This is a genomic window from Actinoplanes sp. NPDC048967 (genome assembly GCF_040649415.1).
Classification (GTDB): Bacteria; Actinomycetota; Actinomycetes; order Mycobacteriales; family Micromonosporaceae; genus Actinoplanes.
Genome location: NZ_JBEZFL010000002.1, coordinates 889,339 through 909,985 on the forward strand (window position 1 = coordinate 889,339; position 20,647 = coordinate 909,985).

The 20,647-nt window shown below is 71.7% G+C and carries 18 protein-coding genes; 15 read left to right on the forward strand and 3 right to left on the reverse strand.

The genetic code is table 11. The features are described from left to right. Positions 1-171: 171 nt before the first annotated feature. Genes AB0C12_RS10950 through AB0C12_RS10960 form a run of 3 tightly spaced genes read left to right on the forward strand, consistent with a single transcriptional unit; the run spans position 172 to position 2,664 of the window. The gene (locus AB0C12_RS10950) at positions 172-903 is read left to right on the forward strand and encodes a phosphocholine cytidylyltransferase family protein (protein WP_360546465.1); all 732 of its coding nucleotides are present in this window, start codon (positions 172-174) and stop codon (positions 901-903) included. Continuing rightward, a complete protein-coding gene (locus AB0C12_RS10955) occupies positions 891-1,952 on the forward strand; it encodes an iron-containing alcohol dehydrogenase family protein (protein WP_360546467.1) in 1,062 nt (353 codons plus the stop codon). The genes AB0C12_RS10950 and AB0C12_RS10955 overlap by 13 nt, the downstream gene beginning before the upstream one ends. Further along, positions 1,927-2,664 carry a CDP-alcohol phosphatidyltransferase family protein gene (locus tag AB0C12_RS10960; protein ID WP_360546469.1) on the forward strand — a complete coding sequence of 246 codons (738 nt, stop codon included), beginning with the start codon at positions 1,927-1,929 and terminating at the stop codon, positions 2,662-2,664. Before AB0C12_RS10955 ends, AB0C12_RS10960 begins: the two co-directional genes overlap by 26 nt. Before the next feature lies 1 nt (position 2,665). On the opposite strand, the gene AB0C12_RS10965 is transcribed toward AB0C12_RS10960, so the two are convergent. Together AB0C12_RS10965 and AB0C12_RS10970 are read right to left on the reverse strand one after the other, a co-directional pair. Beyond that, positions 2,666-4,186, reverse strand: coding sequence for an arylsulfotransferase family protein (locus AB0C12_RS10965; RefSeq protein ID WP_360546471.1), 1,521 nt, complete (start codon positions 4,184-4,186; stop codon positions 2,666-2,668). A gap of 30 nt (positions 4,187-4,216) precedes the next feature. Further along, the gene (locus tag AB0C12_RS10970) at positions 4,217-5,407 is read right to left on the reverse strand and encodes a glycosyltransferase family 4 protein (RefSeq protein ID WP_360546473.1); all 1,191 of its coding nucleotides are present in this window, start codon (positions 5,405-5,407) and stop codon (positions 4,217-4,219) included. Positions 5,408-5,432: 25 nt separating this feature from the next. Between AB0C12_RS10970 and AB0C12_RS10975 the strand changes: the two genes are divergently transcribed. The 12 genes from AB0C12_RS10975 (at position 5,433) to AB0C12_RS11030 (ending at position 19,547) form a co-directional block, all read left to right on the forward strand. Further along, a complete protein-coding gene (locus tag AB0C12_RS10975; protein ID WP_360546475.1) occupies positions 5,433-6,293 on the forward strand; it encodes a DNA-formamidopyrimidine glycosylase family protein in 861 nt (286 codons plus the stop codon). A 253-nt stretch (positions 6,294-6,546) separates the two neighbouring features. Next, positions 6,547-8,043, forward strand: a complete 1,497-nt coding sequence (locus AB0C12_RS10980) for a sugar transferase (RefSeq protein ID WP_360546477.1) — start codon at positions 6,547-6,549, stop codon at positions 8,041-8,043. A gap of 45 nt (positions 8,044-8,088) precedes the next feature. Further along, the gene (locus tag AB0C12_RS10985; RefSeq protein ID WP_360546479.1) at positions 8,089-9,300 is read left to right on the forward strand and encodes a histidine kinase; all 1,212 of its coding nucleotides are present in this window, start codon (positions 8,089-8,091) and stop codon (positions 9,298-9,300) included. Continuing rightward, positions 9,297-10,040, forward strand: a complete 744-nt coding sequence (locus AB0C12_RS10990) for a LytTR family DNA-binding domain-containing protein (RefSeq protein WP_360546481.1) — start codon at positions 9,297-9,299, stop codon at positions 10,038-10,040. The genes AB0C12_RS10985 and AB0C12_RS10990 overlap by 4 nt, the downstream gene beginning before the upstream one ends. A gap of 224 nt (positions 10,041-10,264) precedes the next feature. Then, on the forward strand, positions 10,265-10,960 hold the full coding sequence (locus AB0C12_RS10995) for a response regulator transcription factor (protein ID WP_360546483.1): 696 nt from the start codon (positions 10,265-10,267) through the stop codon (positions 10,958-10,960). Then, the gene (locus tag AB0C12_RS11000; RefSeq protein WP_360546485.1) at positions 10,957-12,108 is read left to right on the forward strand and encodes an ATP-binding protein; all 1,152 of its coding nucleotides are present in this window, start codon (positions 10,957-10,959) and stop codon (positions 12,106-12,108) included. Before AB0C12_RS10995 ends, AB0C12_RS11000 begins: the two co-directional genes overlap by 4 nt. A 580-nt stretch (positions 12,109-12,688) precedes the next feature. Continuing rightward, the gene (locus tag AB0C12_RS11005; RefSeq protein ID WP_360546487.1) at positions 12,689-14,242 is read left to right on the forward strand and encodes a DUF4173 domain-containing protein; all 1,554 of its coding nucleotides are present in this window, start codon (positions 12,689-12,691) and stop codon (positions 14,240-14,242) included. 74 nt (positions 14,243-14,316) lie between these two features. Then, on the forward strand, positions 14,317-14,712 hold the full coding sequence (locus AB0C12_RS11010) for a hypothetical protein (protein WP_360546489.1): 396 nt from the start codon (positions 14,317-14,319) through the stop codon (positions 14,710-14,712). Further along, a complete protein-coding gene (locus AB0C12_RS11015; protein ID WP_360546491.1) occupies positions 14,709-16,346 on the forward strand; it encodes a cation acetate symporter in 1,638 nt (545 codons plus the stop codon). Before AB0C12_RS11010 ends, AB0C12_RS11015 begins: the two co-directional genes overlap by 4 nt. 109 nt (positions 16,347-16,455) lie before the next feature. Then, positions 16,456-17,091, forward strand: coding sequence for a hypothetical protein (locus AB0C12_RS11020; protein ID WP_360546493.1), 636 nt, complete (start codon positions 16,456-16,458; stop codon positions 17,089-17,091). A gap of 90 nt (positions 17,092-17,181) precedes the next feature. After that, positions 17,182-17,958 (forward strand): ABC transporter ATP-binding protein, encoded by a 777-nt coding sequence (locus AB0C12_RS11025; protein WP_360546495.1) that lies wholly within the window; start codon positions 17,182-17,184, stop codon positions 17,956-17,958. Continuing rightward, the gene (locus AB0C12_RS11030; RefSeq protein WP_360546497.1) at positions 17,949-19,547 is read left to right on the forward strand and encodes an ABC transporter permease; all 1,599 of its coding nucleotides are present in this window, start codon (positions 17,949-17,951) and stop codon (positions 19,545-19,547) included. Before AB0C12_RS11025 ends, AB0C12_RS11030 begins: the two co-directional genes overlap by 10 nt. Here the strand turns inward: AB0C12_RS11030 and trpS are convergent. Further along, complete coding sequence (trpS, locus tag AB0C12_RS11035; RefSeq protein WP_360546499.1) at positions 19,541-20,566, reverse strand: tryptophan--tRNA ligase; 1,026 nt, start codon at positions 20,564-20,566, stop codon at positions 19,541-19,543. The genes AB0C12_RS11030 and trpS overlap by 7 nt on opposite strands. Positions 20,567-20,647 lie beyond the last annotated feature (81 nt).

A 20,647-nucleotide genomic window follows, 5' to 3' on the forward strand; every position in this document is an offset into this window, starting at 1 on the left:
GGAGCTCTCGTCGGGGCCGGCGACGGCCGCATTTCTTCCAGCGCCGGTGACCGGCACGCAGGCTTTTTCCGCACTGGCCGAGGACGGCTCCGCGGTCCTGCACAATCTCGGTATGTGAACCCACCGCTATCCTCGGCTGGCACGCCCCTCACTTCGGGAAGGAACCACCCCATGATCGGCTTGGTACTCGCCGCCGGCGCCGGACGCAGGCTGCGTCCCTACACGGACACGCTGCCGAAGGCGCTGGTCCCCGTGGACGGGGAGACCACGATCATGGACATCTCCCTGCGCAACCTCGCGGCGGCCGGGCTGACGGACGTGACGATCGTGGTCGGCTACCAGGCCGGCGCGGTCGAGGAGCGCAAGGACGCGTTCGAGCAGAAGTACGGCGTGAAGATCTCCCTGGTGCACAACGACAAGGCCGAGGAGTGGAACAACGCCTACTCGCTGTGGCTGGCGCGGGACCACTTCGCCCAGGGTGCCCTGCTCGTGAACGGCGACACCGTGCACCCGGTGAGCGTCGAGCAGACCCTGCTGGCCAACCGCGGCCCCGGCATCCTGCTCGCCATCGACAATGTGAAGAAGCTTGCTGACGAGGAGATGAAGGCAGTCTTCTCGGCGGATGGCCGGCTGGAGAAGATCACGAAGCTGATGGACCCGGCCGAGGCCTCGGGCGAGTACATCGGCGCCACGATCATCGAGGCCGAGGCGGCCGCCGCCCTGGCCGACGCGCTGAAGGCGACCTTCGAGCGCAACCCCGACCTCTACTACGAGGACGGCTACCAGGAGTACGCCGACCGCGGCGGCGAGATCCGCGGTGCGGCGATCGGCGACATCCCCTGGGTCGAGGTGGACAACCACGACGACCTCGCCAAGGCGCGGGACATCGCATGCCGTTACTAGCCCGCAGCGTCCAGACGCCGCTGCACATCGACGTCCGCCGGGGCGCGGTCGCGGACCTCAGCGCGATCCTGGCCGACGGCCGGATCTCGTCCGGCGGCGACGTCGCCGTGGTCGTGGGGCCGGGTCAGGGCGAGCGGATCGCCGAGATGATCCAGCCGTCGCTGCGGTCGGCCGACATCTACACCACCGCCGGTGGCACCCTCGACGCGGCGATCGACCTGGGTGCGAAGCTCCGCTCCCGCTCGTATGACGCCGTGGTGGCGATCGGTGGCGGCAAAACGGTGGACACGGCGAAATATGCGGCGACGCGCTACGCCCTGCCGATGGTGTCCGTGGCGACCAGCCTGGCCAACGACGGCGTGGCGTCCCCCGTGGCGAGCCTGATCCACGACGGCATCAAGCGCTCCTACGGCGTGCACATCCCGCTGGCCGTCATCGTCGATCTCGACTTCGTCGAGAACGGTCCCGAGCGGGTCAACCGGTCCGGCATCGGCGATGTGATCAGCAACATCAGCGCGCTGGCCGACTGGGAACTCGCCCGGGCGGTGCGCGGCGAGCCCGTCGACGGTCTGGCTGCCTCGCTGGCCCGGATGGGCGCCGAAGCCGTGCTGACCATGCCGGGCGACATGACCGACGACGCGTTCGTCACCGTGCTCGCGGAAGCCCTGATCTCCAGCGGTCTGGCCATGGCGGTCTGCGGTAGCAGCCGTCCGTCCAGCGGAGGCTGTCACGAGATCATGCACGCGACGGACTCGCTGTTCCCGGGCGCCGCTTCCCACGGCGAACTGGCCGGCCTGGGCGCACTGTTCTGTACCTTCCTGCGCGGGGACGAACGTCGCTTCGCGCAGATGTCGGATTGCCTGGTGCGGCACCGGTTGCCGCGCACGCCGGCCGACGTGGGCCTCACCGTGGAGCAGTTCGTCGAGGTCGTCGACTTCGCGCCGCGGACCCGGCCGGACCGCTACACCATCCTGGAACACCTCGCGATGTCACCGGACGAGATCCGCAGGAAGCTGGCCGAGTATGACGACGCCATCGCCCGCCGCTGAGCCGACAGTGGACCGCCCGCCCACCGCCGCCGACTACTACGGCGTGAACCGGGGCGGCGGGCTGTTCAGCGAGGCGATCAGCCAGCGGGTGGGGGCCCGGATCGCCGTCTTCGCCCACAAGCACCGGCTCGCCCCGACCGTGCTGACCGTGGCCAACCTGGGGCTCAGCTGCCTGGTCTCGTTCGTCGTGGTGGCGGCGGCCGGACCGGTTGCGGACGGCCAGGTGTGGGCCTGGCCGGTCGGGCTGCTCGCGCTGGTCGGCTGGCAGTTCGCGTACGCGCTGGACTGCTCGGACGGCCAGCTGGCCCGGGTCACCGGCCAGACCAGCGCGGCCGGTGGCCGGGTCGACGTGCTGTGCGACGTGGCCGGTCAGATCGCGCTGGTGGCGGCCCTGTCCGCGGTGGCCGAGGCGCAGGTGCCGGAGACCCCGGCGTGGCTGGTCGCCGCCTTCGCGGGCACCTGGATGGTCAACCTGGTCACCTCGGTGATGCAGACGGGCAGCCAGGCCTCCAGCATGGTGACGAGCCGCTCGCTGCCCGTCCGCGTGGTCAAGCTGGTCCGCGACTACGGTGCGGTGATCGCCCTGGCCGGCCTGGTGCTGACCCTGGCGCCACAGTGGACGATCTTCGTGATCGGCGCCTTCACGCTGGTCAACGGCGCCTTCCTGGCCGCCAGCATCGCGTTCTCGGGCCGGGCGGCCCTGAAGGGCTGACTCAGACGCGGACGGGGATCGCCGACGAGGTCCCCAGCACCTTGCCGCTGCTGTCGAGCGCTTCGGCGACCACGTACTCCGGGGTGCCCGGCAGCTTCAGGGTGGTCTCGAAGCCGGTGCGGCCGGCCTCGGCGGTCTGGTCGAGCGCGCGCGGCTGGCCGCCGGCCCGGGCCCGCCACTTGGCGACCTTCGTGCTGCCGTTCCAGCTCGTGCTGACGACCACGTTGCCGCCGTCGACGTGCAGGCCCAGGGCGGGCTGGTCCAGCGGCGCACCGGCCCACTCAGCCTTGTACGCGCGGTACGACTGGTTGTCGAGCGGCAGATGTCCGTCGAGCCGCACGGTGCCGTCCGGGGCGTACTCGGTGAAGTAGGGCTTCTGCCCCCAGCCGATGAACGAGCCGCCGTCGGCCAGCTCCCGGAAGTTGCCCTGCGTCGGCGCCGACAGCTTCTCCGGGTGCAGGAACTCCTGCACGAAGGTGACCGCCCGGGCGCCCTCGTCGATCTTGAAGACCAGGCCGCGGGACTGCTCGCGCTCCTTGGTGACGCCGGCGCCGTTGTCGAAGACGCTGTACGACCCGTCGCGCCGGCGCCGGAAATCGTGCTGCCAGCTGAACTTGGACTTCTCGTCGACGGTGAGGTCCGACTTCTTGCCGCCGACGCGCCAGTGCACCGCACCCGACTTGCGATCGATCTTGTAGACGGCCCAGGTGTGCCGCGCGGAGGCGAGGATGTGCCCGTCCGCGTCGAGCCCGACCGAGTTGGCGTGGAAGTAGTCGTACGGCAGGTGCGCGGAGTCACCCTCGGGCAGTGGCGCGTACGACTCGGCCAGCTCGACGTGGTCCCGGGCCCGCCACTCGAAGAGCCGCTTGCCGGTCTTGATGTCGATCTCCTGGATCACCCCGTCGTGCAGCACGCCGTCGGCCGGCCCACCGAGCGCGGACAGGTCGTACGGGACCGGGTCGTAGACCCAGAAGATCGCGGTGTCGTCCGGCGTGATCACGAAATCGTGCTGGTCGGCCTGCTCGGAGCCCGCCGCCCGGACCCGGGTGATCTCCCGGTACGAGGTGTCCGCGATGACGAACTCGCCCTGCCCGACACCCTGCCCGCCGGTGCCGCCGATGGTCCCCTCCCACCAGGTCAGGACCGGCTTGTTCCGGTACTGCTGGACCTTGAAGTCGATCGCCACCGTGGCCGGGTCGGGCACTTTGCGGAACCAGACCGGCGAACCCTTGTCGTCCACGATCAGCGGGCCCCACAGCCCGGCGCCGGACGCGGGGGTCAGGAAGATGTAGCCGGGGGCGGTGGCGTTGGCCGGCGTCGTGATCGTGACGTCGGGCAGCGTGCGCAGGTCGGGGCGGGACCGGTACTTCGCGGGACCGGCCTGCGGGGCGGCCTGTGGGGTCTCGGCGTCGTCCCGGCGGTCGGCGATCGCATAGCCGGCCCCGGCCCCGGCCGCGGTGAACACCACGGCACCGCCGACGCCCAGCAGGAGGTTGCGGCGCGAAAGTTTGGCTTCGGTCACGGGGCCAGCTTTCCCCGTTTAGATGGTGATCTACCTCGATGCGGGATGAGAATTGCCTGTGAGCCCGGCATAGATGTCGATGAGTCGCCGGGTCACCACGTCCGGGTGGAACGCGCGCAGGTAGCGGTCGCGGGCGGCGGGCGCGGCCGCCGCGGCGTCGACGCGGGCGATCGGCAGCGCGGTGGCCAGCTTCTCCGGGTCGGGCCCGACCGCCCAGCCCGCCGGGGTCACGGTCTCGCCGATCCCGAGCAGGTACGGGATCCCGCCCACGTCGGTGCCGAGCACCGGCCGGCCGGCGGCCATCGCCTCCAGGATCACCGTCGGCAGCACGTCGTCCCAGGTCGGCACGGCCACGATCACGGAGGCGGCCCGGCGGGCGGCGACCATGCCGGCCTGGTCCAGCGCGCCGAGATAGGTGACGTCGGCCCGCTCGGCCGCGGCCTGTTCGGCCAGCGGACGCAGCTCCCCGTCGCCCGCGATGCGCAGCTGCCCCAGCGTCCCGTCGGGGTGCCGGCGCCACGCGTCGAGCAGCAGCGCCAGCCCCTTCTCCGGGGAGAGCCGGGCGGCGTACAGGAAGCCGTCACCCAGCGGCTCCGGATCGCCGGGATCCGGCAGGCCGTTCGGCTTGATCACGATGCGGTCGTCCGGAATGCCGTAACTCCGCAGGTGCTCGGCGATCCGATGAGTCAGCGCGATGTAGCGGTCCACCGACTTCCAGGTCGGCCGGTGCACCGCCAGCGTGGTCGCCATCAGGGCACTCTGCGCCGCCGAGCCGCGGTAACACTTGTGCACGACGGCCGGCCAGCCCACCACCTTGCCCCGGCAGTCGTGGCAGTTGTGCCCGTCCCGGAAGTACAGCCCGGACGAGCAGACCTGCCGGTAGTTGTGCACGGTCTGCACGACCGGCACGCCGTGTGCGTGCGCGGTCCGCACGACCGACGGCGACAGCAACGGGTACGGGTTGTGCAGGTGCAGCAGATCCGGGCGCTCCCGCCGCAGCAGGTCGGCGAGGTCCCGCTGCGCCGCCCGGCCGAAGATCGGCGACAGCGGCAGCAGGGCCTTCTGCGCCAGCGGCAGCTCCCCGATCGAGTCGGAGGCGCGCTGGAACGGCAGCACCTCGATCCCGGCCGCCGTGAGCTGCGCGATCTCCGTGTCGACGATGACGTTCTCGCCGGACGGGATGGCCTCGCGATATCTGTTGTGCGCTACGACGACCTTCACGCCGGGAAACGCTACCGTTGAGGGCGTGCCGGAGCTTCCCGAGGTCGAGGCGCTCGCTGCGTACCTGCGGGAGCGTGCGGTCGGCCATGCTGTCCAGCGTTTCGAGGTCTCGTCCTTCAGCGCGCTGAAGACCTACGACCCGCCCGCCTCCGCCGTCGCCGGCCTGGTCGTCACCGCCGCCGGCCGGCACGGCAAGTTCCTGGATCTCGGCCTGGGCCCGGAGCTACACCTGGTCGTGCACCTGGCCCGGGCCGGCTGGTTGCACTACCGGGATTCCTTCAAGTCCCCGGCGCCGCTCAAGCCGGGCAGCGGGCCGATCGCGATCCGGGTACGCCTGGACGACGAGTCCGGCTTCGACCTGACCGAGGCCGGCACCCAGAAGTCACTGGCGGCGTACCTCGTGCGTGACCCGGCCGAGGTGCCCGGCGTGTCGCGGCTGGGACCCGACGCGCTGGAGGTCGACCGCGACCAGTTCGCCGAGCGGCTGCGCAGCCGGCGCGGCCAGGTCAAGGGTGTGCTCACCGACCAGGAGGTGCTGGCCGGCATCGGCAACGCCTACTCCGACGAGATCCTGCACGTGGCCAGGATGTCGCCGTTCGCGCTGACCAACAAGCTGACCGACGAGCAGGTCACCACCCTGTTCGAGGCGATGCGGCAGGTGGAGACCGACGCCGTGACCCGCTCGGTGGGGCAGAAGGCCGCCGAGCTCAAGGGGGAGAAGCGCGCCGGGATGCGGGTCCACGCCCGTACGGGTCTGCCGTGTCCCGTGTGCGGTGACACGGTCCGCGAGGTCTCCTTCGCGGACAAGAGCCTGCAGTACTGCCCGACCTGCCAGACGGGCGGAAAGCCGCTCGCGGACCGCCGGTTGTCCAAGTTGATCCGATAGTCACGCAGCGTGCACATACCGTTCCGTGGGGGAAAGCGGGCACAACGTCCCCTTCTTCTGGACCGTTCCATCGGTATAGTGGCCCGGTCCCACGCTTCGTGCGCGGCGCGCTAGGGACCGGCGGCCCCGCCGGAGCCCCCAGGGCCGTGGCGGTGCGTAATGTTCTCGGTGTGGGCGGTACGTGATGCGGGAGGACGTAGGCGAGGTGACCACAAGCCTCCAACGCCCGGGAACCAGCAAGAGCCGGAGCGGCATGCCGTACGACAGTTTCGAGTGGCAACAGGAACCGCCGCCCAGTAACGGCGTACCCCGGTCGGCCTGGACCCGTTCCCACCGCCGGCTGTCGCGCTGGCACCGGCCGTACACGCTGATCCTGATCTTCCTGGATTTCGTCTCGGCCATCCTGGCCAGCGCCCTGGCCGTCACCTTCATCCAGAAGGCCAGCTCAGGTTTCCAGGGCCGGGAGAACATCTTCTACTTCGTCGCCTTCGTCGGCCTGCCCCTGGGCTGGATCTTCACGCTCTGGGCCAACGGCAGCTACGACCGGCGCTACCTCGGGCTGGGCAGCGAGGAGTTCAAGCGGGTCTTCCGCTCCTCCATCACGGTCGTGGCCGCGGTCTCGCTGCTGGCCTTCGGCACGCGCACCCAGCTCTCCCGCGTGACGGTGGCCTACGTCTGCGTCGCCGCCCTGATCTTCATCCTGTTCTGCCGCTACTCGGCCCGGCAGGTGCTGCACGTGGCGCGCCGGCGCACCGGTCACGGCGCGCACCGGATGATCCTGATGGGCACGCTGCCCGAGGCCCTCGAGGTCTACACGGCTGTCACCCGCAGCCCCGCCGCCGGCCTCATCCCGGTGGCCATCCACCTCACCGACGGTTACTCCGCGGCCAGAGGCATCGAGACACCCGTGCCGGTCTACGCCGGCCGGGACGTGCTCGCCCTGGTCCGTGAGGTCGGCGGCGACACGATCGCGGTCTGCGGCTCGGCCAGCGCCGAGCCCGGCGAGCTGCGCCGCCTGGCCTGGGCCCTGGAGGGCACCGGCGTCGACCTGGTGGTCGCCCCGCAGCTCACCGACATCGCCGGCCCGCGCGTGCACATCCGCCCGATCGAGGGCCTGCCGCTGCTGCACGTCGAGGAGCCGACGCTGTCCGGCCCCGGCTGGCTGGCCAAGAACCTGCTCGACCGGGTCGCCGCCTTCTTCGGCCTGCTCTTCCTCAGCCCGGTCCTGGCCGTGATCGCCATCGGCATCAAGATGGCCAGCCCCGGCCCGGTCTTCTTCCGCCAGCCCCGGGTCGGCCACGAGGGCCACACCTTCCGGGTGTGGAAGTTCCGGACCATGGACGTGGACGCCGAGGAACGCAAGGCGACGCTGGAGGAGCTCAACGAGGCCGACGGCATGCTCTTCAAGATGAAGGAGGATCCCCGGATCTTCCGGTTCGGGAGCAAGCTGCGGGCCACCTCCCTGGACGAGCTGCCCCAGCTGATCAACGTGCTCAAGGGCGAGATGTCGCTGGTCGGGCCGCGCCCGCTGCCCGCCGACGACGGCGACTACCTGGGCGACGTGCGGCGGCGGCTGCTGGTGCGCCCGGGCATCACCGGCCTGTGGCAGGTGTCGGGCCGCTCCGACCTGTCCTGGGACGAGGCGGTCCGGCTGGACCTCTACTACGTCGACAACTGGTCGCTCACGTACGACCTGGGCATCCTCTGGCGGACCATCTGGGTAGTGCTGAAGCGCAAGGGCGCGTATTAAGTCCACGCGCTGGTTTTTCCGGAAGTTTCCGGTCAGGATGCGTGCGTGGCTGGTCAGGTCGGCAGTGTGCTGGCGGTTCTTGCCGTGCTGGCCGCTCTGGTCGGTGCGGTCGTCGCCGTGCTGCGGCTACGGGCCCGGCGAGGGATCGCCACGGCGGGACAGCGGGCCACGTACGACGTTCTGCACACCGCTTCGCTGGCTGCCGAGCCGCTGCGTACCGGGCTGACCCCGTCCTCGGCCGCCAAGGCCGCGCGGCATCTGCGGCGCCTGGTCGGCGCGCCCGGGCTCACCGTCGCCGACGGTGAGCGGTGCCTGGCCTTCGACGGACGCGGCGGGCACCACAGCGGCCAGTTCACCGCCGCGGCCGACCGGGCTGTCCGGGCCAACCGGTCGATCGTGCTGGGCGGGGCCGACCTGCCCTGCGACCGGATGGACTGCGTGGTCCGCGGCGCGGTCGTGGCCCCGCTGACCGGCGCCGACGGGCAGGCCGTGGCCGCGCTGGTGGCGGTGGCCGACGATCAGCCCGCGCCCGGACTGGTCCAGGCCACCATGGAGACCGCTCGCTGGGCCAGCTCCCAGCTGGCCCTGGCCGAGCTGGACTCCTCCCGCGAACGGCTGGCCCGCGCCGAGGTACGCGCCCTGCGCGCCCAGATCAGCCCGCACTTCATCTACAACGCGCTGACCGCCATCGCCTCCTTCGTGCGCACCGACCCGGAACGCGCCCGCGAGCTGATCCTGGAGTTCGCCGAGTTCACCCGCTACTCATTCCGCGCGCACGGCGACTTCACCACCCTGGCCGAGGAACTGCGCTCGATCGACCGGTACCTGACCATCGAACGCGCCCGGTTCGGCGACCGCCTCCAGGTCCGCCTGCAGATCGCGCCCGAGGTGCTGCCGGTCGGCCTGCCGTTCCTGTGCCTGCAGCCGCTGGTGGAGAACGCGGTCCGGCACGGACTGTCGCGTAAGCCGGGCGTCGGTATGGTGAGCATCGAGGCCCGGGACGCCGGTGCCGAATGCCACATCACGGTCGAGGACGACGGGGTCGGCATGGACCCGGCGGTGCTCGCGGCGGGCATCGCCGAGGCGGTCAACGCCCGCGACGACGACGCCGGGCAACATGTCGGGCTCTCGAACGTGGATGAGCGGCTGCGCTCGGTGTTCGGAGACCATTTCGGGCTGGTGGTGGAGACCGCGCCGGGCGCGGGGACGAAAGTGAGCATGCGGGTGCCGAAATTCCATCCCGGGGTACGGGCATGAGCCTCGTCGTGCTGGCCGTGGATGACGAGCCGCCGGCCCTGGACGAGCTCGCGTACCTGCTCAACGCCGATGATCGGGTCGCCTTTGTGCACCGGGCGGGCGACGCCACCGAAGCGCTGCGGGTGCTGCGGGACACCGAGGTCGACGCGGTGTTCCTGGACATCCGGATGCCCGGGCTGGACGGCATGGAGCTGGCCCGGATCCTGCACCGGTTCGCCCGGCCACCGGCGATCGTGTTCGTGACCGCCTACGACGACGGCGCGGTGGACGCGTTCGACCTGGGCGTGACCGACTACGTCCGTAAGCCGGTCCGCTCCGAACGGCTGGGCGAGTCGCTGCGCCGCGTGGCCGGCCTGCGCGCCACCCCGCCCCCGGCACCGGCGAAGCCGCAGGACGAGCCCAGCATCCCGGTCGAGCTGGCCGGCACCACCCGGATGCTGCCCCGCTCGTCGGTGCGCTGGGTCGAGGCACAGGGTGACTACGCCCGGCTGCACACGGTCGACGCGTCCCACCTGGTCCGGGTGTCGCTGGCGACGCTGGCCGAGCGCTGGGCCGACGCCGGTTTCGTCCGGATCCACCGCTCGTACCTGGTGCAGCTGCGCCTGGTCGCGGAGCTGCGGCTCACCCAATCGGGTTACGTCGTGGCGATCGACGGCGCCGAGCTGCCGGTGAGTCGCCGCCACACGCGGGAGCTGAAGGACAAGCTCATCCGCGCGGCGAAACACGACTGGACCCGCTGAACCGCCTGTTACCCCCACCCGATCCACAGGGTTATCCACAAGCCCACAGCGTTATCCCCAGAGTTATCCACAGGCCGATCATCTTCACAGGTTGTCCACAAAGCCACCCCCGCGCCTGCACGACTGGTCAATAGGCTGCTCGGCGCGGGGGCGGACCGGCGGTCACGGGGGCATGCCGGCTTGCCCCGGCCTCGCACGATGCGGGGCGGAGCAGAGGGGGCGCGGTGACGGCAAAGAGGGTCCTCGTGGTCGAGGACGAACGCACCATCGCCGAAGCGGTGGCCGCCCGGCTGCGCGCGGAGGGCTTCGAGGTCGACGTCGCCGGCGACGGCCCCGGTGCGGTCGACGCCGCCCGGCGCACCCGGCCGGACGCGATAGTCCTCGACGTCATGCTGCCCGGCTTCGACGGCCTCGAGGTCTGCCGGCGCATCCAGGCCGAACGCGGCGTGCCCGTCCTCATGCTCACGGCCCGCGACGACGAGACCGACCTGCTGGTCGGGCTGGCGGTCGGCGCGGACGACTACCTGACCAAGCCGTTCTCGATGCGCGAGCTCACCGCCCGGGTGCACGCCCTGCTCCGCCGGGCCGGTCGCAGCTCCGCCCCGAGCGAGCCCACCCCGGCGGAGTCACAGCTGCTGCGCTTCGGCGACCTGGAGATCAACCTGGCTGAGCGCCGCGTCCAGCGGGCCGGCGTCGAGGCCAGACTGACCCCCACGGAGTTCGACCTGCTCGTGCACCTGGCCGGCCGGCCCCGCACGGTGCTGCCCCGGGAACGGCTGCTCGCCGACGTGTGGGGCTGGGCCGACGCCTCGGGCACCCGTACTGTCGACAGCCACATCAAGGGCCTGCGTCGCAAGCTGGGCGCCGACCTGATCCGTACGGTCCACGGCGTCGGGTACGCCCTGGAAGTCGAACGATGACCTCCCCGCTGCTCAGCCGCCTGCTGCGCTGGGTGTCGCGACCGCTGAGCCTGGCCCTCGGCTGGCTGGCGCCCGCGCTCGGCCTGCTGCCCCGCCCACTCGACCCGGTCCGCTCGATCAAGGCGAAGCTGTCGGTGGCGCTCGGCCTGGCCGGCGGCGTCGGCCTGCTGATCTTCTGGTGGAGCCTCGACTTCATGCGCGTGGAGCTGTCCTGGTTCGCGATCGCGGTCGCCCTGGGGCTGGTCACCCTGCAGGTGGCGGCGCACGGCACCACTGTCCCGCTGCGAGAGATGACCGATGCGGCCCGGGCGATGGCCCGCGGCGACTACACCCGCCGGGTCCGCGCCACCTCCCGCGACGAGATCGGCGAACTGGCCACGGCGTTCAACCAGATGGCGGCAGACCTGGCCGCCGCGGACAGGCAACGGCGCGAGCTGATCGCCAACGTCTCGCACGAGCTCCGCACCCCGATCACCGCCCTGCGCGGCCTCCTGGAGAACATCGTCGACGGCGTCTCCGACGCGGAACCGGAAACGATGCGCACCGCCCTGACCCAGACCGAACGCCTCGGCCGCCTGGTCACGGAACTGCTCGACCTGTCCCGCCTGGACGCCGGTGTGGTCCCGATGGCCAGCGCACCGATCGACGTCCGAAGCTTCCTGAACGACGTGATCCGCGAAGCAACCGTGAACGCGGACGGCGCCGGCCACGACGTCCACTTCGTGGTCGCAGCCCCGGCCCTGCGCATCGAAGGCGACCGCGAACGCCTGCACCAGGTCTTCGCCAACCTGCTCGACAACGCGGCCCGGCACAGCCCACCGGGCGGCACGGTCACAATCCGGGCCGAACGCCACGACGACCACGTGGTGGTGGCGGTGGCGGACGAGGGCGAAGGCATCCCGCCGGCCGACCGCGACCGGGTCTTCGAACGCTTCACCCGAGGCGAACGGGCCAAGGACGGGGGTACGGGGCTGGGCCTGGCCATCGCCCACTGGGTGGTCCAGCTCCATGGCGGAACGATCGCGGTCGTCGACCCGGCCTGGGCCCCGACCGCCAACTCACCGGGGACGACTGTGCGGGCGCAGCGGCCGGGCTGCCTCATTCATGTGACTTTGCCCTTGCAGCCGGGTCGTCCCTCGCTCTCTTGACGCCGTTCGGCTCTCACACCTCCTGGAGGAGGACCTCACCGTGTCCACGACTCAAGCTCCGACGCCCGAAAACGAACCGGCCGGCGCGCCTGATCACTCAGCGGGCGACCAGGCCACTGCATCGGCGCAGACTGCACCGCCGTCGGCCGCGCCGAGTGGCACCAGCTCGACGGGCGACAAGGTCACGGCCGGGCCGGCGTCGTCCTGGCCGACTCAGGTGGTTCCGCCGGCATCGGCTGCGGCGACCGCCACGGCCACGCCTTCGGCCCAGCCGGCGTCGCCAACCGGCAGCAGCCCCGCAGGCGGCCCGGCTGCATCCCCGCTCCCCGCCCAACCCGCAGCCTCGCCAACCAGACCCGGCCCGGCAACCGCACCGGGCGGATCCGTCGCCACGCCATCGCCTGCTGAGCCGCCGGCTCAGACAAAGCGGGTGGCAACCCCGGAATGGATCCGCGCACAGTCCGCCGGCCGACCCGGCGCCCCGGCGAGCCGCACCGCCCAGACCAGCCACACCCAACCTGCCCTGGCGGCACAGCAGACACCGCGGCAACCAGGCACTCCCGGCGCACAACCGGCCGCCATGCCGGTAGCCCAACTGCACGGACCATGGGCCGACGTATCCCTGTTCGGCAACCGCTGGCCCGGCCCCACCCGCCCAGCCTCCCGCGCAACCATCGTCGCCCTCCTGGTCGCCGCCGCGGTGGCCGCTCTGAGCGTCCCGCTCGACCGAGCCGGCGTCGGCTGGTTCGTCACCGCGATCGCCGGCGCTGCCGCCCTGGTCGTCGCCCGCATCGTGCCGGATCCTGCACCCAGGACCACCGGCCCTGCCCCGCTCGTCCGCCGCGGCCCCCGAACGCTCAGCAACGCCCGCTACTTCTGGTCGCCGGCCACCGTCGCCCTGCTCGCAGTCGGCACGTTCCGGGCCGCGGGCTGGCTGTTCTTCCTCTGCCTGTGCACCGCCGCGATCACCGGCGCGCTGGCCGTAGCCGGTGGACGTTCCCTGCGGGCGATGGTCGTCGCTGTGCTCATGGCTCCCCTCGCGAGTTTCCGCGCTCTCCCCTGGGTCCGGCGCGGGTTCGCCGCCGTCCGCGCGAAGGGTGGCGGCAAGGGTCTGCGGGTCACCGCCACGGTCTCCGTCTCCGTCGCTTTGCTCGTGGTCTTCGGATCGTTGTTCGCCTCGGCCGATGCCGCCTTCGCCGATCTGGTCGGCCGGGCGATGCCGGACATCAACGGCGTCACCGTCTTCCGCTGGGTCTTCGTCTTCGTCGTCACCGCGTTCGTCCTCGGCGGCGCGGCGTATCTGCGGGCCGCGCCGCCGGATCTCGACGGGCTGGCGCGACCCGGTGGTCGTCGGGTCGCCCGGCTCGAGTGGGCGGTGCCGTTGACGTTGCTGGTGCTGCTGTTCGCCATGTTCGTCGCCGTGCAGCTGACCGTCCTGTTCGGAGGGTCGAAACATGTTCTCGACACCGACGGCCTGACCTACGCCGAGTACGCCCGCGGCGGCTTCTGGCAGCTGCTGGTCGTCACCGGGCTGACGCTCGTGGTTCTCGCCGGGGCGGCCCGCTGGGCACCGCGGGACACCGGCACCGACCGCGTCCTGATCCGCGTGATCCTCGGCGCTCTCTCCCTGCTCACCCTGGTCGTGGTCGCCTCGGCCACACATCGCATGGACCTCTACGCCGACACGTACGGCCTGACCCGGCTGCGCCTGCTCGTCTCGCTCTGTGAGCTGTGGCTGGGCCTCGTCTTCGTGCTCATCCTGATCGCGGGCATCCGGCTCACCGCGCTCTGGCTGCCCCGCGCCGTGGTCGCCGCCGCGGTGCTGGCCCTGCTCGGACTGGCCGGCGCCAACCCGGACCGGCTGATCGCCGACCACAACGTCACCCGGTACGAGCAGACCGACCGGATCGACACCCGGTACTTGTCCAACCTCTCGGCCGACGCGGTCCCGGCCCTGGACCGGCTGACCGGCGCCAACCGGAACTGCGTGCTGGCCCCGATCGCCGCCGAGCTCAAGCAGAACGAGGACGACTGGCGCGGCTGGAACCTGGGGCGGCACCAGGCCCGGGATCTGCTGGCCCACAAGCCGGCGCCCGCACCGCGGAGTTGCCCGGGCGACTACCCCTCGTACTGACCGGGGAGGCAGCCGTGGCCGCCGGGCCGAGGTCGTGTCTTGACATCGGCGCGGCGGCGGCAAGACTGCCGGGCATGGACGGCGACCCGACGGACGGCACCAAGGTACGGCGTACCCGCGTCGTCCTCGGTGAGGCGGCCGCGCGCCGGCCCGCGCCCGATCCCGCCCGGGCCGACCTCGCCGAGCAGACGCCGGTCGGTGAGGCCCTGGTCAAGGGGCTGGTACGGGCCCAGCTGGCGCTCGCCCTGCGACTCTCGCTGGTCGTGGTGACCGGGCTCGGCGCGCTGCCGCTGCTGTTCGCCGTGGCGCCCGCGGTCGGCCGGGCCAAACTGCTCGGCGTCAACCTGCCCTGGCTGCTGCTCGGCCTGCTCTCCTTCCCGTTCCTGATCGGGGTCGGCTGGGCCTACGTGCGCTGGGCCGAACGCAACGAGCAGGACTTCACCGCCGTCATCAACAGGCCGGAAGGGTGAACCCGTACGTCGTCCCGGGGCTGATCCTGGTCGTGGCAATCACGGTCGGGATCGGTGCGTACGGGCTGCGCTTCGCCCGTACCACCTCCGACTTCCTGGTCGCGTCCCGTTCGGTCAGCCCCAGCTGGAACGCCGCCGCGATCAGTGGCGAGTACCTCTCCGCCGCGTCCTTCCTCGGCGTCGCCGGCCTGGTGCTGCGCTACGGCGTCGACGTGCTCTGGTATCCCGTCGGGTTCGCGGCCGGCTATCTCGCCCTGCTGCTGTTCGTCGCGGCCCCGCTGCGCCGTTCGGGTGCGTTCACCCTGCCGGACTTCTGCCAGGTGCGGCTGCGGTCGCCGGTGCTGCGCCGGCTCGCCACGGTCTTCGTCGTCTTCATCGGCTGTCTCTACCTGGTGCCGCAGCTGCAGGGCGCCGGCCTGACGTTCACCACGGTCACCGGCGGCCGGTACGAGTGGGGTGCGCTGCTCGTCGGCCTGGTCGTCACCGCCAACGTGGCGCTGGGCGGGATGCGGGCGATCACCTTCGTGCAGGCGTTCCAGTACTGGCTGAAGCTGACCGCTCTGGCCGTACCGGTGATCTTCCTGGTCATGCAGTGGCAGTCGGACGGGCGCCCGGCCGTGACGCCCCCGGCCGGCCCGACGTTCTCGGCGACCACGACCGTGACCTTCACCGATGCGGCGACCCTGACGCTGCCCGACGGCTCGCAGAGCCGGGTCGTCGAGGGCGAGGAGCGCACCTTCGCGGCCGGTGAGGCCGTGCCCGAGGTCAGCTCCGTCGACGACAACCGCGGCGCCGACTGGCTGCTGCCCGGCGGTGACACCACGCTCTTCGCCACCTATTCGCTGATCCTCGCCACGTTCCTGGGCACCATGGGCCTGCCGCACGTGCTGGTCCGCTTCTACACCAACCCCGACGGCGCCTCGGCCCGGCGGACAACCCTCGTGGTCCTCGCCCTGGTCGGCTGCTTCTACCTGCTGCCCACCCTGTATGGCGTCCTCGGCCGGATCTACACCCCGCAGCTGCTGATGACCGGCCGCACCGACGCCGTGGTGCTGCTCCTGCCCGAGGCGGCGCTCGGCGGCGGACATCTGGGCCAGTTCCTCGGTGCCCTGGTCACCGCCGGCGCCCTGGCCGCGTTCCTGTCCACCTCGTCGGGCCTGCTCACCAGCGTCGCCGGGGTGGTCTTCACCGACATCCTGCACGCCGACCGGGGTGGTTCCGTGCGGGACTTCCGGCTGGCCACCGTGCTCGCCGCCATCGTGCCGATGGCGTTGTCGATCTACGTCGCCAACATGGACGTCTCGCGGGTGGTCGGGCTGGCCTTCGCCGTGGCCGCGTCGAGTTTCTGCCCGCTGCTCGTGCTCGGCATCTGGTGGCGGGGGCTCACCGATGTCGGCGCGGTGGCGGGGATCCTGGCCGGCGGCGGGGCCGCGATGGCCGCGGTGCTGATCACGGTGCTGGGCCCGCCCCTGTCCGGCTGGCCGGCGCAGCTGATCGAGCAGCCCGCGGCCTGGACGGTGCCGCTGGCCTTCCTGGTCATGGTGGTCGGTTCGCTGCTGAGCAAACGCCGGGTGCCGGCCGACATCGGGGCGACCATGCTGCGGTTGCACGCCCCGGAGTCGCTTCGTCTCTGAGGATGACCCTTAACAATATTTAATAAACTTGTCTGAACTCTTCGCGGCGCCCGCCCCGTAGCTAACGATGCTGCAACGGGGCAGCCGGACGAACGCGAAGGAGCGCTGCATGTACCGCAGGAACAGGATGAGCGGCCGGGCCCGGAAACTGCTGATCGGCGTGGCGGCCGCGACACTGGCCGGCGGGGCGTTCGCGGTGAGCACCGGCATGAGCAGCGCGGGCGAGAACTGCGCGGGCCTGGACGGCGCCCTGCGCAACAACCTGGACTTCATCGCCGGCCAGCGGGCCAACCCGGACGCCCTCTCGGACGCGCGCATCGCCAACCGGCAGGCCGTCGTCGACCTGATCAACCAGCGCCGCGCGGCCGCCGGCTGCACCGGCAACGTGCAGGCCGCGCCGACGAAGGCACCGACCAAAGCCCCGACCAAGGCGCCCACCAAGGCTCCGACCAAGGCCCCGGCCCAGGCCCCGACCAAGGCCGCTCCGGCAAATGCCGGCGACGTCGTCTGCAAGGGCTCGACCGTGACCCTGTCCGGTGAGGCCGGCGCCCCGGCGGCGTCCAGCGGCACGTTCCCGATCGGCACCACACTCAAGGTGACGAACCTCGACAACAACAAGAGCATCACCGTCAAGGTGGCGACCCCGTCGGGCAGTTGCGTGCTGCTCAACAACGCCGCCTTCGAGGAGGTCCGCGAGGCGGGCAAGTTCCTCATCCGGCGCGCCGTGATCGAACGGGTGGGCTGAACGGGGGTCCGCCCTTTCCAGGTGTGACAAGTGGCCCGGACCATCCGCAGGGGTGGCCCGGGCCGCTCACCAACCGTTAGGTTCGGGGGCATGACGGTTCCCCACCAGCGCCTGAGCCCGGATCCGGCGCTCGCGCTGCGTGGTCTCGTCAAGCGGTTCGACACCAAGCTGGCGGTCGCCGGCATCGATCTCGACGTGCCGGCCGGCTCGTTCTTCGGCCTGCTCGGCCCCAACGGCGCCGGCAAGACCACCACCCTGTCGATGGCCGTCGGCCTGCTGCGGCCCGACGCGGGCCAGGCCCGGATCCTGGGGTACGACGTGTGGGCCGACCCGGCCGCGGCGAAGGCCCGGATCGGCGTGCTGCCCGACGGCGTACGCCTCTTCGACCGGCTCACCGGCACCGAGCTGCTGGCGTACCACGGGCTGTTGCGCGGGATGGACGCCGACGTCGTCGATCAGCGTTCCGCCGAGCTGCTGGACGTGCTGGCCCTGGGGGCCGACAACCGCACCCTGGTCGTCGACTACTCGGCGGGCATGAAAAAGAAGATCGGCCTGGCCTGTGCCATGTTGCACGCGCCCCGGCTGCTGGTGCTGGACGAGCCGTTCGAGGCGGTCGACCCGGTGTCCGCCGCGCTGATCCGCGACATCCTGCAGCGTTATGTCTCCGGCGGCGGCACGGTCGTCTTCTCCAGCCACGTCATGGCCGTGGTCGAGCGGCTGTGCAGCCACGTCGCGATCCTCGCCGACGGCTCGATCCGGCTGGGCGGCACGCTCGCCGAGGTCCGGGGCGAGCGCTCGCTGGAGGACGTCTTCGTCGAGGTCGTCGGTGGCCGGACAGCGACCGGGTCGGAACTCGCGTGGCTGTAGGCGTCCGGCACTTCGTCAAGCTGAAACTGCGCATCACCGCGAACGGCCTGCGGGGTCAGACCTGGCGGGTGGCCCTGTTCGTGCTCGGCACGGTCCTCGCCGCGTGCGCCGCCGTCGGCGGATACGCCCTGTTCAGCCTGCCCGGCCTGCTCGGTGAGCAGCGGGCCGCCGAGGTGGCCCTGCCGTTGGCCGGCGGTCTGCTCGTGCTGGGCTGGCTGTTCCTGCCGCTGGTCTTCTTCGGCGTGGACGAGTCCCTCGATCCCGCCCGTTTCGCGCTGCTGCCGTTGCCCCGGCGCACGCTGATCCGGGGCCTGTTCGTCGCGTCGCTGGCCGGGGTGCCGGCGCTGGCCACGTTCGCCGGGACGCTGGGCATGGTCGACTCGGCGGCCCGGCTCGGCGGCCCGGCGGCCGCCCTGGTCGAGTTCGTCGGCGTGGTGACCGGCATCCTGCTCTGCGCGGCGATCAGCCGGTCACTGACCAGCGCCTTCGCGACGGCGCTGCGGTCGCGGCGGGCCCGGGACCTGGCCACCGTGCTGCTGGCCTGTGTCGCCGCGCTGCTCGGGCCGCTGCAACTGGCCGCGCTCGCCGGGGCCGAGAACGCCGACTGGACCGGTGTCGCCCGGGTGGCCGACGTCGTCGCCTGGACGCCGTTCGGGGCGCCGTACAGCATGGGTCTGGATGTGGCCGCGGGCCGGCTGTGGGCCGTACCGGTGAAGTTCGTCCTGGTCCTGGTCACGATCGGCCTGTTGCTGTGGTGGTGGTCGGCGACCCTCGAACGCGCGATGCTCGGCTCGGTCGGCCGGTCCGGCCGGCGGGAGCGGACGGCCTCGGCGCGCAAACCGGTCGCCCAGCTCGTGCCCGGCTGGCTGCCCCGCACCCGGTTCGGCGCGCTGACCGCGCGCGAGATGCGGTACTGGTGGCGCGAGACGCGGCGGCGGGCCAGTCTCATCACGTTCAGCGTGGTCGGCGTCTTCCTGCCCGTCTTCATCGGCGTGAGCAGCGGCACCGCCGGCGCCCCGACCGGCATGCTGATCTTCGTGGGCGCGCTGGCCGCGGTGAGCCTGGCCAACCAGTTCGGCTTCGAGGGCAGCGCCTACGCGGCCAACGTCGTGGCCGGCGTCCCCGGCCGGCTCGAGCTGACCTCGCGGGTCGCCGGCTTCTCCGTGTACGTGGTCCCGTCGCTGCTGGTGATCGCGATCGTGGTGGGGGTCGCCGTGGGCCGCCCGGAGACGATCCCCGCCCTGGTCGGCATGCTGGCCGCGGCGTACGGCGTCGGCCTCGCCCTGGTCCTGCCGATCTCGGTCCGGGTCGCATACGCGCTGCCCGACACGGCCAACCCGTTCGCCCTGTCCTCGGGCGGCGGCATGGCCAAGGGCCTGCTGACCTTTGCGGCTCTGTTCGGCGCGGCGCTGATCACCGTGCCGATGCAGCTCGTCGCGTTCCTGGCGCACGACGTCTGGCTGTGGGTGGGCCTGCCGATGGGCCTGGTCTACGGCGCCGGCGCCCTGCTGCTCGGGCTCCACCTGGCCGGTCCGATGCTGGACAGGCGGATGCCCGAGCTGCTGGCCACGGTGACCGCACGTCAGTAGAGGGTGCCCATCGCCTCCCGTACCTCCTGCAGGGTCTGGTCCGCGACGGCGTCGGCCCGCGCGTTGCCGGTCCGCAGCACCTCCCGCACCAGACCCGGTTCCTGCGCGTATGCGGCCCGCCGCGCCCGCATCGGAGCGAGGAACTCGTTGACCGCCTCGGTGACCGTCCGTTTCAGGGCGGCGGCCCCGGCGGCACCGATCGTCGCGGCCACCTCGTGCGGGTCCTGGTCCAGGCAGAGCGCGGCCAGCTGGACCAGCCCGGACACCGCCGGCCGGGCCTGCGGATCGAAGGTGATGTGCCGGTCGGCGTCGGTCTTGGCCCCGCGGATCAGCCGCGCGGTCTCGTCCGCGGTGGCCGACAGGGCGATCGCGTTGCCCCGGCTCTTGCTCATCTTCGTCCCGTCGGTGCCCAGCAGCAGCGGCGCGGCGCCCAGCAACGCCTCGGGCACCGGGAAGACCGGCCCGTAGCGCTCGTTGAACCGCCGGGCCACCGTCCGGGTGACCTCGACGTGCGGCAGCTGGTCCTGACCGACCGGCACCAGGTTGCCCTTGCAGAACAGGATGTCGGCGGCCTGATGCACCGGGTAGGTGAACATCAGCCCGCTGACCGAGCTCTGCCGGGAGTGCGCGATCTCGTCCTTGACGGTCGGGTTGCGCTGCAGCTCCGGCACGCTGACCAGGCTGAGGAACGGCAGGACGAGCTGGTTGAGGGCCGGCACCGCGCTGTGCGTGAAGATCGTCGCCCGGTCCGGGTCGAGCCCGGCGGCGAGATAGTCGAGGATCAGCCCCTCGACCGTGGGTACCAGCCGTTCAGCGACGTCGCGGTCGGTCAGCACCTGGTAGTCGGCGACCACGACGACCAGGTCGACCCCGCTCTGCTGGAGGCGGACCCGGTTGCGCAGGGTGCCGAAGTAATGGCCGAGGTGCAGCGGACCGGTGGGCCGGTCACCGGTCAGCACGCGGAAGTCGCCGGGCCGGGCGGCGATCCGGTCCTCGAGGCTCAGTGTCTGGGTGGTCATCTCTGTCTCCCGGGAAGGTCGTGGACGACCCGGGAAACACAGAACGGGCCGTCCGATGGGACGGCCCGCGCGTGCGGAAGT